A 15,016-nucleotide genomic window follows, 5' to 3' on the forward strand; every position below is an offset into this window, starting at 1 on the left:
GCAAGACCTGCGACGACAAGGGCACTACCTATCGGATCTTCCTGCCGCGACTGGAGGCGGCCAAACTCGACGCCGCCGTACAGTCACATCTTGACGGGATGGTCGCCGACTGGAAACACGATCACGCCGAGGGCGGAGTCGATGCCGACGGCGAGGGTGACGGTGACGGTCACGGCGCAGACGAGCAAGCGCCGCCGATGCCCACGACTGTCGATGCGTTCATGAGCCTCGTTAAAGCCGGTTGGGATACCGAGGTGGCGCGGCGCCCGCACGGACACCGCACCACCGTGATCGCCCACGTGGACGTCGAGCAGAAGAGCGCCTCGTTGCATCTGGGTCCGGTGCTGACCGACGCTGATCGCCAATTCCTGCTGTGTGATGCCACCTTCGAGGTGTGGCTGGAACGTCACGGCCAGGTCATCGGGTCCGGGCGCGACACCCGCCAGATCAGCCGCCGGCTGCGCCGGGCGCTCGAACACCGCGACCGCTGCTGCGTGGTGCCCGGATGTGGGGCCACCCGCGGATTGCATGCCCACCACATCCGGCACTGGGAGGACGGCGGGGCCACCGAGCTCGACAACCTGGTGCTGGTGTGTCCGTACCACCACCGGATGCACCATCGCGGCGGCATCACCATCACCGGCCCCGCCGACCGCCTCGTCGTCACCGATAGTGAAGGGGAGCAGTTGAGTTCGGCATCGCTGGCCCGCCCCCCGACGAAATTCCCACCGGTGGTTGCACCCTGTCCCGGGCCCACCGGCGAACGGGCGGACTGGTGGTGGTACTCACCGTTCGAACCGAAACCGCCACCGGCGAACTAGCCGCTGAGCTGCCTCCCGCGGCACTCACCGCAGGGCGGCGTCGAGCAATGTCTCGGCCGCCAAGCGTCCGTAGTCAGCGCGTTCGGGATCGTCGAAAACCATGGCCCGTCCCGCGACGCCGTCGGCGAGGATAGCCAATTGCTCGGCCAGCTGGTCGGGGGCGCTGGCACCCAGTTCCACCAAAAGCTCGGCGATTCGAGAGGTGAACTGTTGCTTGCGTTCCCGCGTGTAGGCGTGCGGCGGACTGTGCGGGTCGGGAAACTCGGTCGCGGCCGCGGTGAACGGGCAACCGCGCACCGGTCCGTCGCCCCGATGGACGCGGAACAACGCCATGATCCGCTCATGCGCCGGCAGGTCGTCGCGGTCGAGCATGCTCTCCATCGTCAGCCCGGCGTCGGACAGGTGGCGCAGATAGGCGACCACGAGATCCTCCTTGGCCGGGAAGTGGGCGTAGAGGGTGCGTTTGGACACCGGTGCCTCGGCCGCGATCTGTTCCATGGTCGTCCCGGTGATGCCCCGCGCCTCGAACAGCGTGGTGGCGGCGGCCAGGATGCGCTCCCTGCCGCCGCGGCCGCGGGGACTGTCCATGACCGAAGTATACGCCTGCGTTTACATCGAGGCGGATGATCGGTACGCTCGGCGCCGAAGTAAACGATACCGTGTACCTGGAGGAGTTCGATGTCGTCGACGACTGTGCTGACCGAATCCGTCGATCGCGTGATCCGCAGCCGGCGCGCCACCCGCGCGTTCCGGTCCGACGAAGTGCCCCCCGACACGATGCGGGCCGTGTTCGAGCTGGCCGGCCACGCCCCGTCGAACTCGAACACCCAGCCGTGGCGAGTGGAGGTGGTCAGCGGGGCGGCGCGGGATCGCCTCGCCGACGCACTCGTCGCGGCCCACGCCGCCGGTGAGCAGTCCGTCGACTTCCCCTACCGGGACGGCCTATTCGACGGCGACCTGGCGACCCGGCGCGCGCAGTTCGGCGCGCAGCTCTACGCAGCGCTGGGCATCGCCCGCGACGACACCGATCTGCTCGACGGGTACAACACCAGGAGCCTGCGCTTCTACGGCGCACCGCACGTCGCCATGCTGTTCGCCCCGGCCCAGACCGAGGCCCGCATCGCCGCCGATATGGGCATCTACGCCCAGACGCTGCTGCTGGCGATGGCCGCTCACGGCATCGCCTCCTGCCCGCAGGCGTTGCTCACCTTCTACGCCGACACCGTCCGGGCCCAGCTGGGCGTGACCGACCGCAAGCTCCTGCTGGGCATCTCATTCGGGTACGCCGACGACTCGGCGCCGGTCAACACGGTCCGGGTGCCCCGGGCCGCGCTGGTGGAGACGACCCGCTTCCACCGCTGAGCGCCGGTAGGCGGCGAACTAGCTGCAGACGGCGCCGGTGGCCGCCGAGCCGACCAGCTTGGTGTACTTGGCCAGCACGCCGGTCTTGTACACCGGGGGAAGCGGCTCGAATCCCGCCTTGCGCGACTCGAACTCGTCCTTGTCGACCAGCAGGTCGAGCGTGCCGTTCGCGACGTCGAGGCGGATCCGGTCGCCGTCCCTGACGAAGGCGATCGGCCCGGCGTCGACGGCCTCGGGCGCGATGTGCCCGACGCACAGGCCCGTGGTTCCGCCGGAGAACCGGCCGTCTGTCATCAGCAGGACGTCTTTGCCCAGGCCCGCGCCCTTGATCGCGCCGGTGATGGCGAGCATCTCGCGCATCCCCGGCCCGCCCTTGGGTCCCTCGTAACGGATGACGACGACGTCACCGTGGGTGATGGTGCCGTCCTCCAGCGCGTCGAGTGCGGCCCGCTCCCGCTCGAAAACCCTTGCGGTGCCCTCGAACACGTCGGAATCGAAGCCGGCCGACTTCACCACGGCGCCCTCGGGCGCCAGTGACCCGTGCAGGATCGTGATGCCACCGGTCGGGTGGATCGGATTGTTCATCGCCCGCAGCACCTTGCCGTCGGGATCGGGCGGCTCGATGTGAGCGAGGTTCTCGGCCATGGTCCGGCCCGTCACCGTGAGGCAGTCACCGTGCAGCAGACCGGCGTCCAGCAGCGCCTTCATCACGACGGGCACGCCGCCGATCTCGTCGACGTGCTTCATCACGTGCCGACCGAACGGCTTGACGTCGGCGAGGTGCGGCACCCGCTGCCCGACGCGGGTGAAGTCCTCGAGCGTGAGCTTCACGTTGGCCTCCCACGCGATGGCCAGCAGGTGCAGCACGGCGTTGGTGGAGCCGCCGAACGCCATCACGACGGCGATCGCGTTCTCGAACGCCTCCTTGGTGAGGATGTCGCGGGCGGTGATCCCGCGGCGCAGCATCTCGACCACCGCCTCGCCGGACTTGCGCGCGTACTCGTCGCGGCGCTTGTCGATCGCCACCGGGGATGCGCTGCCCGGCAACGACAGGCCGAGCGCCTCGGCGGCCGACGCCATGGTGTTGGCGGTGTACATGCCGCCGCACGCGCCCTCACCCGGACAGATGGCGCGCTCGATGATGTCGACGTCCTCGCGGGACATCAGCCCGCGCGCGCACGCCCCGACCGCCTCGAAGGCGTCGATGATCGTGACTTCCCTCTCGGTGCCGTCGGTCATCCTGGCGACGCCCGGCATGATCGAGCCGTTGTAGAGGAAGACGTTCGCCAGGTCGAGCCGCGCGGCGGCCATCAGCATGCCGGGGATCGACTTGTCGCAGCCGGCCAGCAGCACCGTGCCGTCGAGGCGCTCGGCCTGCACCACGGTTTCGACGCTGTCGGCGATCACCTCGCGCGAGACCAGCGAGAAGTGCATGCCCTCGTGGCCCATCGAGATGCCGTCGGACACCGAGATGGTGCCGAACTCCAGGGGGTATCCGCCCCCGGCGTGCACACCACCCTTGACCGCCTGCGCCAGCCGCTGCAGCGACATGTTGCACGGGGTGATCTCGTTCCACGACGAGCCGACGCCGATCTGCGGTTTGGCCCAGTCGTCGTCACCCATGCCTACGGCGCGCAGCATCCCGCGGGCGGCGGTCTTCTCGAGGCCGTCGGTGACGTCGCGGCTGCGCGGCTTGATGTCGACGGACGAATCGGATGGAGCATCTGAGGGCATCCGTCGATTATGCGCCTGGCGTTTCGCCCGGCCAAACCGTTATCGATACCCCCATGGGGTACCTGTAGGGTGGAGTCATGACGAACTTCACCGCACGCGGCGCCGCGATTCTCGCCGCACTCGCCACGGCCCTGTTCCTCTCCTCGTGTACCAGCCAGGAGTCCGGGAACGCCACCGACGGCCACACCGAACACCAGCACAGCGAGACCAAGGACAGCGCCGGGCAGGCGGCGCACAACGCCGACGACGTGGCGTTCGCGACGCAGATGATGCCGCACCACAAACAGGCCCTCGAACTCACCGACCTGGCGCGCGACCGGTCCACCGACCCCGCGCTGCTCGAACTCGCCGCAGGCATCGCCGCGGTACAGGGCCCGGAGATGGGGCAGCTGGCCGACATGCTGCGCGGCTGGGGAGAGAACCCCGACGCCGACATGGGCCACGGCGCGCACTCGTCGATGCCCGGAATGGTCGACGACACCACGCTGTCGCGGTTGCGCTCGCTCAACGGCAAGGAATTCGACACACTGTGGCTGGAGTCCATGATCAACCACCACCAGGGTGCAGTCGAGATGGCCAAGGCCGAGCTGGCCAACGGGCAGGACGCCGGGGCCAAGGAGATGGCGCAGCACATCGTGGACACGCAGCAGGCGGAGATCGACCAGATGAGAAAGATGCTGGGAGGCGGCTAGACACGATGGGCAAGGACGTCAGTGTGAGCACTGAGGGCGTCGAAACGGCCGGCGCGCACGGCTATTCGGGTCAGAAGGAGAATTACGCGAAGCGGCTGCGGCGGATCGAGGGCCAGGTCAGGGGCATCGCGAAGATGATCGACGAGGACAAGTACTGCATCGACGTCCTCACCCAGATCAGCGCCGTCAACAGCGCGCTGCAGTCGGTGGCGCTCGGCCTGCTCGACGAGCACCTCGGCCACTGCGTCACCCATGCGGTGGCCGAGGGCGGCGAGGAGGCCGACGCGAAACTCGCCGAGGCCTCAGCGGCGATCGCCCGGCTGGTGCGCTCCTAGCAGCCGGTCAGGACCCGAGTTCGCGTTCCAGGCGCTCGACCTTCGCGGTCAGCTGACCCGTGAAACCGGGCCGGATGTCGGCCTTGAGCACCAGGCTCACCCTGGGCGCCACCGCGGCGACCGCCTCGACGGCCTGCTTCACGACATTCATCACCTCGTCCCACTCGCCCTCGATGTTGGTGAACATCGCGTTGGTCTCGTTCGGCAGCCCCGACGCCCGCACCACGCGGATCGCCTCGGCCACCGCCTCACGCACGCCGCCGGACTCGTCGCCGCCGGACGGACTGACACTGAACGCCACGAGCATCGGCCCAGCCTGACACACTGCTGACGTGATCGACGTCGTGTTAATGCCCGCCACGGTGGAGCACCTCACCGCCCTGCGTGCCGACCGCAACGCGTTCGGCGAACTCCTGGGCGCCGACGTCCCCGACGGCTGGCCGGAGTTCCCGGAATCGGTCGAGTTCACCATCACCAAGCTCACCGAGCACCCGCACCAGGCGGATTGGTGGATGCACTTCTTCCTCGCCGACAGCGGCGCCCGGCTCGTCGGCTCCGGCGGTTTCGTCGGGCCGCCACAGAACGGTGTGGTCGAGATCGGTTACGAGATCGCCCCCGAGTTCCGCGGACAGGGCCTGGCGACCGCGGCCGCGCGGGCGATGATCGGCAAGGCGAAGGCCAGCAGCAGCCGGATCTCCACGATCGTCGCGCACACGCTGCCCGACCACAACGCCTCGACGAGCGTGCTCCGCCGGCTGGGTTTCCAGCACGCCGGCGAGGTCGAGGACCCCGACGAGGGCACCGTCTGGCGGTGGGAGTTGCCGGTGGACCTCGCTACTGCTGAGTGAAGCCGGTCGGCCGCACCACCAGGATCACCCGGTCCTGCGCATCGGCGGGCGGCTCGGTCAACGGCCCGCTGTACCGGTCGTTGAGGTGCAGGTAGAACGCCCCGGTCGGATCCGGCACGATCTCCTCGACCACGCCACGCACCTCGAGATAGCGATACGGGTTGTCCGGATCGCTGATCGACATCGCCACCGCGGGCTGGGCGGCGATGTTGCGGTACTTCTGCCGTTTCGTGGTGTGGGTGAAGCGCAGCAGTTCCCCGTCCCACGCGAACCACATCGGATTGACCTGCGGCGTGCCGTCCGGACGCACCGTCGCCAGATGGCCGTACAGCGGTAGATCGAGCAGGTGCTCGTAACCGTCGGGAACTTCGACCTTCGGTGTCGCGCCGAAACTGACCATCACGATCCTCTCTCGATTGGGCGGCGATCCGTCACCTCAGCAATTCGCGCCGCCGTTGCCGTATTCCCCGTCACTACCGTGGCCAACGCCGCCATGACCGTCGACATCCGCCACCCGACGCCCACCGCCGCGTGGACACCCCGCACCGCCACGTCGCTCGCGGTGCTGGCCGCGGCTGCCTTCACCTACGTCACCGCGGAGATCCTGCCGGTCGCGGCGCTGCCCGCGATCGCGTCCGATCTCGACGTCAGCGCGGCCCTCGTCGGCACCCTGCTCGCCGGCTACGCACTTGTCGCCGCGGTGACCACCGTCCCGCTGGTGCGCTGGACCTCGCACTGGCCCCGACGACGCACCCTACTGGTCACCCTGGTGTGTCTGGCCGTGTCCCAGATCATCTGCGCGACGGCGCCGAACTTCGCGGTGCTGGCGGGCGGGCGGCTGCTGTGCGCGCTCACCCACGGGCTGATGTGGTCGGTGATCGCTCCCATCGCCGCCCGCCTGGTGCCCGCCGACCACGCCGGACGCGCGACTGCCGCGGTGTACAGCGGCACGGCGCTGGCACTGGTGGTCGGCAACCCGCTCACCGCGGCGATCAGCGAGCTGTCGGGCTGGCGGGTCGCGGTGCTGATGATCGCGGCCGCGGCGACTGCCGTCCTCCTCGGCGCACGCGCCGTCCTGCCCCCGCTGCCGTCCACGGCGGGCGCTGTCTGCCGGACCGGTCGCCGTGTCGCCGGCCGCCGGTCGCATGCGCTGTCGGCGCTGACCCTCGTCGGCGTCACCGGACACTTCGTGTCGTACACCTTCATCGTCGTGATCCTGCGCGAGGTCATCGGACTGCGTGGTCCGCAGCTGGCGTGGCTGCTGGCCGCCTTCGGGATCGCCGGTCTGCTGTCGATGGCGGCCACGGCGCGCGCAGGCGACCGCGATCCGCGGACCGCGGTGCTGTGCGGTCTGACCCTGCTGGCGACGGCGTTCGGCGTGCTGGCCTGGACGGCGGCCGACGGCCGCGCGGCGCTGATCGGCGTCGTCGCCGTCCTGGTGTGGGGCGCCACGTCGACGGCGCTGCCCCCGATGCTGCAGGCCGCCGTCATCCGCAGCGCACCCGAGGACCCCGACGCCGCGTCCGGCCGCTACGTCACCGCCTTCCAGGTCGGCATCATGGCCGGTGCGCTGGCCGCCGGGGTGCTCTACGAGTGGGCCGGGCCTGCGGGGCTGCTGACCGCGTCGGCGGTGCTGATCGGCGCCGCGCTGGGCGGCGTACTGGCTGTTCGCGACCTGTTCGGCGTTCCCTCGGCCATTGCCGGGAGTAACGCTGGGAACCTTCTCAGCGATCAACACCCCAGTTCAGCGAGTCGGCCGCCGGCCGACGCCGCGGACGAGCCGCCCCGCGAGGCGGTAGCTGGTCCGTGCGCTGTGCGAGACTGGTTCCGAGCTTTGTGCAATTGGAGGTGACGCATGCGGCAGCGAACCGTGCGGAAATTGGTGACCGCGATCTTCGCGGGAACCCTCGTGGGATCAATGGCGCTGGCAGCGCCCTCGGCGACGGCGCAACCCGCCCCACCGCCACCGCCGCCGCCCGCCCCGGTGGTGCCCTTCGCACCGCCGCCACCGGCGGCGCCGTTCGGGGCGCCCCCGCCTCCGGCCCCGGCGCCCAACCCGTTCGCCCCGCCGCCACCGGCGGCCAATCCGCTCGCGCCGCCTGCGGCCGATCCGCTGGCCGGGCCGCCGCTGCCGATTCCCGAGGGCACCCCGGCGGGCCAGAATCCCACGCCCTTCAGAGGGCAGGCGCCGTTCCTGCCGCCGTCGTTCAACCCGACCAACGGTTCGATCGCCGGTGCCGCCAAGCCGATCTACATCAACTTCCAGCGGCCGATCGCGAACCGCCAGATGGCCCAGGACGCGGTCCACATCTCGTCGAACCCGCCGGTTCCCGGCCGGTTCTACTGGACCAGCGACACCCAGCTGCGCTGGCGTCCGCAGGACTTCTGGCCGGCCGGCACCGTCGTGAACATCGACGCCGCAGGCACGAAGTCGTCCTTCACCGTCCCGGAGCAGCTGGTCGCCACGATCGACAACGCCAGCAAGACCATGACGGTCGTGCGCAACGGCGAGGTGGAGAAGGAATTCCCGATCTCCATGGGCAAGCGCGGCTACGAGACCAAGAACGGCACGTACTACGTGCTGGAGAAGTTCGCCGACATCGTGATGGACTCGTCGACCTATGGCGTGCCGGTCACCGATGAGGAGGGCTACAAGCTGAAGGTGCAGGACGCGGTCCGGATCGACAACAGCGGCGTCTTCGTGCACAGCGCCCCGTGGTCGGTCGGCTCGCAGGGCGAGGCGAACGTCAGTCACGGCTGCATCAACCTGAGCCCCGCCAATGCCCAGTGGTTCTACGACAACTTCGGCAGCGGCGACCCGGTCGTCATCAAGGGCTCGACAGGGTCCTACACCCAGCCCGACGGTGCGTCGGACTGGCAGATGTTCTGATCGATCCGCTGCGCAGCGGGTAGCCCACCCACTTTCCCGGCGGGCGGCGCGCGAGCCGTGCCACGATGGGGCAAGGCCGATGGCCGCCCCGGACGTCGGTACACAGCCGAGGGTGGGCCATGCCCGGTGACGACAAGGCGGTGGCACGCACGGTCGCGGTGATCGTGCTGGTCATGCTCGCGACCGTCGCGCTGCGCGGACACCTGCCCGGCGTGGAGCGGTCCGAGACCGAGGCCGTCGATCCCGAGGCCACCACCGGCGGTCCCGGCACGCTGGTCGCCGTAATCGCCATGCTCGCGGTGTCGATGGCGGTCATCGCGATCGCGATCGCCAACCAGACCCGCCGTCCGGCAGCGGCCGCATACCCCGTCGAGGCGCCCCGCGATGCCCGCGGGGAGCGCGGCAGGCTGCCGTGGCGGCTGCTGGCGATCGTCGGGGCGGGCCTGCTGCTGTGGCTGCTCGTGGTGCTGCTGCTGATGCGCTGGGGAAATCAGCTGGCGGTCGACGACGTGCCGGTTCCGTCGGACGCCGAATCCGCCCCGCCGCTCGACGCCCCGCCGGCCGAACCGCCGGAACCACCCGACGGCGAGGACCAACCGGGCGGCAACGTGTTCGGGTACCTGATGGCGGCGACCATCGCCCTGTTCGTGCTGTCGTTCGCCGCGACGATCGTCGGCCGCAGGAAGGCGGGCGCCGTCGTGTCGTCCCCGCCGAGCGCCGTCGCACCGCCCGAACCGGCACCGGCCGGCCCGGACCTGGCGCGGGCTGCCGAACTCGGGCTGGCGGAGATCGGCGACCACAGTCGCGACCCGCGCGAGGCGATCATCGCCTGCTACGTCGCGATGGAACGGGAACTCGAGAAGTCGCCGGGCACCATCCCGCAGGCGTCCGACACCCCGTCGGAGGTGCTCGCCCGGGCGGTCCGCAGTCGCGTCCTGCGCGCCGACAGCGCCACCGGACTGGTCGACCTGTTCGAGGAGGCGCGGTTCAGCCCGCACGAGATGGGGGAGCAGCACCGGGCCGACGCGGTGCGCGCGCTGCGACTGGTGCGCGACGAACTCGAGGCGGCGCGATGACGAGGCTGGTCGCCCTCGGCGTGACGCTGGTGTTGGCAGTGGAGCTGTTCGCGATCGCGCAGCTCGACCGTACCGACGTGCTGGTGGCGTCCGGCGTCGCGGTCGCCGCGGTGCTGCTGGCCGTGCGCTGGCACCTCACCCGCCGCGCCGCCGAGGCCGCCGACGAACCCGCCCCCGATGACGCCGGTGCGTCGCTGCGGCGGTGGCGGGCCAGGACCGAGACGATGGTCTCGTGGTCGGAGACCACGCGCACCGACTGGGACCGGCGGCTGCGCCCGATGCTGGCACGGCAGTTCGAACTGGCGAGCGGTCAACGAAGAATGAAGAGCCCCAACACCTTCCGTGCCACCGGTGAGATGCTCTTCGGCGCCGAGCTGTGGCCCTGGGTCGATCCCGAGAACATCTCGCGCACCGGCAGCAGCGAACCCGGCCCCGGCCGCGACACTCTCAACGACATCCTGCGACGACTGGAGCAGATATGACAGCCGAGATGGGGATGCCGGTGGAGACCACCAGCGCGCACTGCGACGCGGTGCTCGACGAGATCGGCAGGGCGGTGGTCGGCAAACGGCGGGCGCTCACGCTCATCCTCACCACCGTGCTCGCCCGCGGCCACATCCTCGTCGAGGATCTACCCGGCCTCGGAAAGACGCTCATCGCAAGGTCTTTCGCGTCCGCGCTCGGACTCGAGTTCACCCGTGTGCAGTTCACCCCCGACCTGCTGCCCGCGGACCTGCTCGGCTCGACGATCTACGACATGCAGTCGGGCCGGTTCGAGTTCCGCCGCGGACCCGTCTTCACCAACCTGCTGCTCGGCGACGAGATCAACCGCACGCCCCCCAAGACGCAGGCCGCACTGCTGGAGGCGATGGCCGAGCGGCAGGTGAGCATCGACGGCGTCACCCACCCGCTGCCTTCGCCGTTCCTGGTGCTGGCCACCGACAATCCGATCGAGTACGAGGGCACCTACCCGCTGCCCGAGGCGCAGCTCGACCGGTTCGCCATCCGCCTGGAACTCAAGTACCTGTCCGAGCAGGAAGAGGCGACGATGCTGCGCCGCCGCCTGGACCGCGGATCGGAGCCGCCGACCGTGCGTCAGGTGGTCGACGCCCACGACCTGCTGGCCATGCAGGAGTCCGTCGAGCAGGTGACGGTGCACGACGACGTCCTGCAGTACGTGGTGTCGCTGGCGACCGCCAGCCGCCAGCATCCGCAGGTCGCCGTCGGCGCCAGCCCGCGCGCCGAACTCGACCTGGTGCAGCTGGCGCGGGCCCGCGCGCTGCTGCTCGGCCGGGACTACGTGGTGCCGGAGGACGTCAAAGCGCTGGCGGTGCCTGCGATGTCGCACCGGATCAGCCTGCGGCCCGAGATGTGGGTGCGTCGGGTGCAGGGATCCGACGTCGTCGAGGAACTGCTGCGCCGGCTACCCGTGCCGCGGGCCGCGCGGTGACGACGCCCGATCACCGTGCGACCGCGGAGTTGCGTTGGCGCGCATCGGCGCTGACCCGCGCCGTCACCACATGCGCGGCGGTCGCGATCGTCTGCGCGCTGCTCGCCGGCCGGTGGGACCTGGTGGCCTTCGCCGCGCCGCTGCTCGGGGTGGTGTGCTCACTGTCCTGGCAGCGGCCGCCGCCGACGGTCGAGGTGGCGGGTGGCCCGGGGATGCAGCGGTGCTTCGAGAACGAGCGGGTCAGTGTCACCGTGTGGGCGGGCGCCGACGACGGCAGTGCGGTCGACATCGCCTGCGTCGCCGTGCCCGGCCTGGACCTCGAGGCCGCTGACACCGGCCCGCCCCTGACGGTCACCGCCGAGGCGGCGCGCTGGGGTCGCTACCCGGTGCGAGCGGAGGTACGGGTGACCGCCCGTGGCGGCCTGCTCGAGGGCACCGGCAGCGTCGACGCGGCCGAGGTCTGTGTGTTCCCGGTGGCGCCGCCGCAGACCACCCCGATCCCGCGCATCGATCTGCTGGACCGGCTGGGCACCCACCTGACCCGGCACACCGGGCCGGGCGTCGAGTACGCCGACATCCGGCCCTACGTCCCGGGCGATCAGCTGCGGACGGTGAACTGGCCGGTCAGCGCGCGGCGCGGTGCACTGCACGTCACCGAGCGGCTCACCGACCGGGCGGCCGACGTGGTGGTGCTGGTCGACACCTATGCCCAGCCGCCAGGGCCGGCGACCGCGGCCACCGAGCGGATGGCGCGTGGCGCGGCGCAGGTTGTGCAGAGCGCGTTGCGTTACGGCGACCGGGCCGGTCTGGTGGCGCTCGGCAACCGGGACACCCGTTGGCTGGGCGCCGACATCGGTCAGCGGCAGTTCTACCGGATCCTCGACACGATGCTGGGCGCTGTCGGAGGTTTCGAAAGGGCGGGAGGCACGCTCGCGCCCAGGCCGGCGGTGCCTGCCGGGGCGATCGTGATCGCGTTCTCGACGCTGCTGGAGACGGAGTTCGCGTTGGCGCTCATCGATCTGCGCAAGCGCGGGCACCCCGTCGTCGCCGTCGACGTGCTCGAGGGATCTCCGCTCGAGGGCGAGCAGGACCCGCTGGTCGACCGGATGTGGGCGCTGCAGCGCTCGTTCATGTATCGGGACATGGGCACCATCGGCGTCGACGTCGTCGCCTGGCCGAGCACCGGCACCCTCGACCAGGCGATGGCGCTCATCCCCGACCGCAGAATGGGGACGCGGCGATGACGACTCCGGCGGCTCGGGCGGCGAAGCTGCTGCTGCCCAGTGCATTCGGTGTCCTGATGGTCGCTGCCGCAGCGCACCGCGCGGACGGCACTGCGCTCGTCGTGGCGGCCGCCGCACTGTCCGGAGTGGCCATCGCGGCGTGGTGGCGCCCGGCCGCGACCGTCGCGGTGCTGCTGACGGTGGGCACCCTGCTGCTCGCCGCGCCGTCGCCGATGTACACCGCGCTGGCGGGTCTGGCCGCCGCCGCGTACCTGGTGCTGCGCCACGGCGAGGGCCGGGCCGCCGCGGCCACCGTGGTCGGCGCCGTCGGCTTCGGCGTCGCTGCAGCGGTCGCGGTGCTGCTCCCCGTGGAATTGCCGTGGCTGCCGCTGGCCGCTCCGCTGGTGCTGCTCGCCGGCTACCTGCTGGCGGTCAGGCCGTATGTCGGCGGGGTGCGGAGTGATCGCTGACGACAGGCCCTGCGAACGAAAGTGCACTGAGGGCTGCTCATCCGGGTGCAGCACAGCCCACGTGCACTTTCGCGTGCAGGCGTCGGACCGCTACTAGCTCCAGATCCGTACGCGCCGTTCGGGTTCCAGATACAGCGCGTCGTTCTCCGACACGTCGAACGCCTCGTAGAAGGCGTCCATGTTGCGGATCACGCCGTTGCACCGGAACTCCGGCGGCGAGTGCGGGTCGACCGCGAGCCGCCGGATCGCCTCGGCGGAACGAGATTTCGTGCGCCACACCTGCGCCCAGCCGAAGAACACCCGCTGCTCGCCGGTCAGCCCGTCGATCACCGGCGCCGGCTCGCCGTTGCGTGACAGCCGGTACGCCAACAACGCGATCGACAGGCCACCGAGATCACCGATGTTCTCGCCGACGGTGAATGCGCCGTTGACGTGGTGACCGTTGGACAGTTCGCGAGGCACATACTCCTCGTACTGCTCGATCAGCGCCTTGGTGCGGGCGCCGAACTCCGTGCGGTCGGCGTCGGTCCACCAGTCGACGAGGTTGCCGTCACCGTCGTACTTGGCGCCCTGATCGTCGAAGCCGTGCCCGATCTCGTGACCGATGACCGCACCGATGCCGCCGTAGTTCGCGGCGTCGTCGGCCTCGGCGTCGAAGAACGGCGGCTGCAGAATGGCTGCGGGGAAGACGATCTCGTTCATCCCGGGGTTGTAGTAGGCGTTGACCGTCTGCGGCGTCATGAACCACTCGTCGCGGTCCACCGGGCCGCCGAGCTTGGCCAGCTCGCGGTCGTAGCCCACCTCGTAGCCGCGCCGGTAGTTGCCGTAGAGGTCGTCGCGGCGGATGACCAACGCCGAGTAGTCCCGCCAGTTCTTCGGGTAACCGATCTTCGGCGTGAACTTGTCGAGCTTGACCAGCGCCTTGCGCCGGGTCTCCGGCGTCATCCAGTCCAGCTCGTCGATGCTGACGCGGTAGGCCTCTCGCAGGTTGGCCACCAGCTCGTCCATCCGGGCCTTGGCCTCCGGCGGGAAGTACCGCTCGACGTAGAGCTTGCCCAGCGCGTCGCCCATCAGGCTCTCCACCACGGACACCGCCCGCTTCCACCGGTCGCGGATCGCCTCGGTGCCCGACAGCGTGCGGCCGTAGAAGGCGAAGTTCTCGGCGACCAGCGCGTCGGTCAGCAGGAAGGCCCTGGCGTGAATGACCCGCCAGCGCGCCCACGCCTTCCAGTCCTCCAGCGACTCGCTCGACCATGCGGCCGCGAATGCGGTCAGGTAGTCGGGCTGGCGCACCACGACCTCGGCGGCCTTCTCGACCGAACCGCCCAGCGCGACCAGCCAGCCGGCCCAGTCGAAGCCGGGCGCCTCGTCGGGCAGGTCCGCGAACCGGCGCAGGTTGTAGGTCAGGTCGGCGTCGCGGCGCTTGACGACGTCCCAGTGCGCCGCGGCGAGCTTGGTCTCCAGCGCCACGATGCGCTCGGCCGTCGCCGCGTGGTCCTCGGTCGTCCCGCCGTGCACGAGCGCGAGCATCGCCGCGATGTGCCGCGGATAGCCGGCCAGGATCTCGGCGTGCTGCTCGTCGCGGTAGTACGACTCGTCGGGCAGCCCGAGGCCGGACTGGCTCAGGTGCAGCAGGTAGCGGGTCGAATCCTTGGAGTCGGTGTCGACGTAACCGCCGGTGCCGCCGCCGATACCGGTGCGCTGCAGCGCGCCCAGCACCGCGGCCAGCGCGTCGGGGCTGTCCGCGGCGTCGATGGCGGCCAGTTCCTCGAGCAGCGGCGCCACGCCCACCCGCTCGACGGTGTCCTCGTCGAGGAAGCTCGCGTACAGATCGCCGATGCGCTGCTCGTCGGTTCCGCCCGCCGCGCCGCTCTCGGCGGCTTCAGTGATCAGGTCGCGGATCTGCTCCTCCGCGCGGTCGTGCAGCAGGCGGAACGCGCCGTCGGTGGCGCGGTCGGCGGGGATCTCGTAATCGGTCAGCCAGCGGCCGTTGACGTGTCCGAAGAGGTCGTCCTGGGGGCGGGCTGATGGGTCGACGTGGGTCAGGTCGATGCCTGACCGGATTGCTTCTACCGTCACGCCGACATTCTTCCAGAACCAGCCCGGTACCCTCAC

17 protein-coding genes are annotated in these 15,016 nt (G+C 70.4%); 12 read left to right on the forward strand and 5 right to left on the reverse strand.

What is annotated here, in order from left to right; genetic code table 11:
• Positions 1-821: HNH endonuclease signature motif containing protein (locus O6P37_RS13205; protein WP_269894502.1), on the forward strand; the 821-nt coding region annotated here is incomplete at its 5' end.
• A gap of 24 nt (positions 822-845) precedes the next feature.
• On the opposite strand, the gene O6P37_RS13210 is transcribed toward O6P37_RS13205, so the two are convergent.
• On the reverse strand, positions 846-1,409 hold the full coding sequence (locus O6P37_RS13210) for a TetR family transcriptional regulator (protein ID WP_269894503.1): 564 nt from the start codon (positions 1,407-1,409) through the stop codon (positions 846-848).
• Between the two features lie 90 nt (positions 1,410-1,499).
• Here O6P37_RS13210 and O6P37_RS13215 point away from each other — a divergent pair, with 90 nt between their 5' ends.
• Entirely contained in the window at positions 1,500-2,183 is a 684-nt protein-coding gene (locus O6P37_RS13215; protein ID WP_269894504.1) for a nitroreductase, read from the forward strand.
• An 18-nt stretch (positions 2,184-2,201) separates the two neighbouring features.
• On the opposite strand, the gene ilvD is transcribed toward O6P37_RS13215, so the two are convergent.
• Positions 2,202-3,917 (reverse strand): dihydroxy-acid dehydratase, encoded by a 1,716-nt coding sequence (gene ilvD / locus O6P37_RS13220; protein ID WP_269894505.1) that lies wholly within the window; start codon positions 3,915-3,917, stop codon positions 2,202-2,204.
• A gap of 77 nt (positions 3,918-3,994) precedes the next feature.
• Here ilvD and O6P37_RS13225 point away from each other — a divergent pair, with 77 nt between their 5' ends.
• Entirely contained in the window at positions 3,995-4,609 is a 615-nt protein-coding gene (locus O6P37_RS13225; RefSeq protein WP_269894506.1) for a DUF305 domain-containing protein, read from the forward strand.
• 5 nt (positions 4,610-4,614) lie between these two features.
• Positions 4,615-4,944: a copper-sensing transcriptional repressor RicR gene (ricR, locus tag O6P37_RS13230; protein ID WP_408633165.1), complete on the forward strand. Its 330-nt coding sequence runs from the start codon at positions 4,615-4,617 to the stop codon at positions 4,942-4,944.
• Positions 4,945-4,951: 7 nt separating this feature from the next.
• Here the strand turns inward: ricR and O6P37_RS13235 are convergent, their stop codons facing one another.
• The gene (locus O6P37_RS13235) at positions 4,952-5,251 is read right to left on the reverse strand and encodes a thiamine-binding protein (protein WP_269894508.1); all 300 of its coding nucleotides are present in this window, start codon (positions 5,249-5,251) and stop codon (positions 4,952-4,954) included.
• 25 nt (positions 5,252-5,276) lie between these two features.
• Here O6P37_RS13235 and O6P37_RS13240 point away from each other — a divergent pair, with 25 nt between their 5' ends.
• A complete protein-coding gene (locus O6P37_RS13240; RefSeq protein WP_269894509.1) occupies positions 5,277-5,792 on the forward strand; it encodes a GNAT family N-acetyltransferase in 516 nt (171 codons plus the stop codon).
• On the opposite strand, the gene O6P37_RS13245 is transcribed toward O6P37_RS13240, so the two are convergent.
• A complete protein-coding gene (locus O6P37_RS13245; RefSeq protein WP_269894510.1) occupies positions 5,779-6,192 on the reverse strand; it encodes a PPOX class F420-dependent oxidoreductase in 414 nt (137 codons plus the stop codon). The two genes, O6P37_RS13240 and O6P37_RS13245, sit on opposite strands and share 14 nt — an antisense overlap.
• A 93-nt stretch (positions 6,193-6,285) precedes the next feature.
• Here O6P37_RS13245 and O6P37_RS13250 point away from each other — a divergent pair, with 93 nt between their 5' ends.
• The 7 genes from O6P37_RS13250 (at position 6,286) to O6P37_RS13280 (ending at position 12,901) form a co-directional block, all read left to right on the forward strand.
• A complete protein-coding gene (locus tag O6P37_RS13250; RefSeq protein ID WP_269894756.1) occupies positions 6,286-7,644 on the forward strand; it encodes an MFS transporter in 1,359 nt (452 codons plus the stop codon).
• A gap of 3 nt (positions 7,645-7,647) precedes the next feature.
• Positions 7,648-8,682: a L,D-transpeptidase gene (locus O6P37_RS13255; RefSeq protein ID WP_269894511.1), complete on the forward strand. Its 1,035-nt coding sequence runs from the start codon at positions 7,648-7,650 to the stop codon at positions 8,680-8,682.
• 119 nt (positions 8,683-8,801) lie between these two features.
• Positions 8,802-9,758, forward strand: coding sequence for a DUF4129 domain-containing protein (locus tag O6P37_RS13260; protein WP_269894512.1), 957 nt, complete (start codon positions 8,802-8,804; stop codon positions 9,756-9,758).
• Positions 9,755-10,240 carry a hypothetical protein gene (locus O6P37_RS13265; protein WP_269894513.1) on the forward strand — a complete coding sequence of 162 codons (486 nt, stop codon included), beginning with the start codon at positions 9,755-9,757 and terminating at the stop codon, positions 10,238-10,240. Before O6P37_RS13260 ends, O6P37_RS13265 begins: the two co-directional genes overlap by 4 nt.
• Before the next feature lie 8 nt (positions 10,241-10,248).
• A complete protein-coding gene (locus O6P37_RS13270) occupies positions 10,249-11,208 on the forward strand; it encodes an AAA family ATPase (RefSeq protein ID WP_269894757.1) in 960 nt (319 codons plus the stop codon).
• Complete coding sequence (locus tag O6P37_RS13275; RefSeq protein ID WP_269894514.1) at positions 11,205-12,452, forward strand: DUF58 domain-containing protein; 1,248 nt, start codon at positions 11,205-11,207, stop codon at positions 12,450-12,452. Before O6P37_RS13270 ends, O6P37_RS13275 begins: the two co-directional genes overlap by 4 nt.
• Positions 12,449-12,901, forward strand: a complete 453-nt coding sequence (locus tag O6P37_RS13280; RefSeq protein ID WP_269894515.1) for a hypothetical protein — start codon at positions 12,449-12,451, stop codon at positions 12,899-12,901. Before O6P37_RS13275 ends, O6P37_RS13280 begins: the two co-directional genes overlap by 4 nt.
• Positions 12,902-12,994: 93 nt before the next feature.
• On the opposite strand, the gene O6P37_RS13285 is transcribed toward O6P37_RS13280, so the two are convergent.
• Positions 12,995-14,980, reverse strand: coding sequence for a M13 family metallopeptidase (locus O6P37_RS13285; RefSeq protein WP_269894516.1), 1,986 nt, complete (start codon positions 14,978-14,980; stop codon positions 12,995-12,997).
• Between the last annotated feature and the right edge of the window lie 36 nt (positions 14,981-15,016).

The sequence above is a fragment of the Mycobacterium hippophais genome, from assembly GCF_027529605.1.
Taxonomy (GTDB): Bacteria; Actinomycetota; Actinomycetes; order Mycobacteriales; family Mycobacteriaceae; genus Mycobacterium; species Mycobacterium arseniciresistens.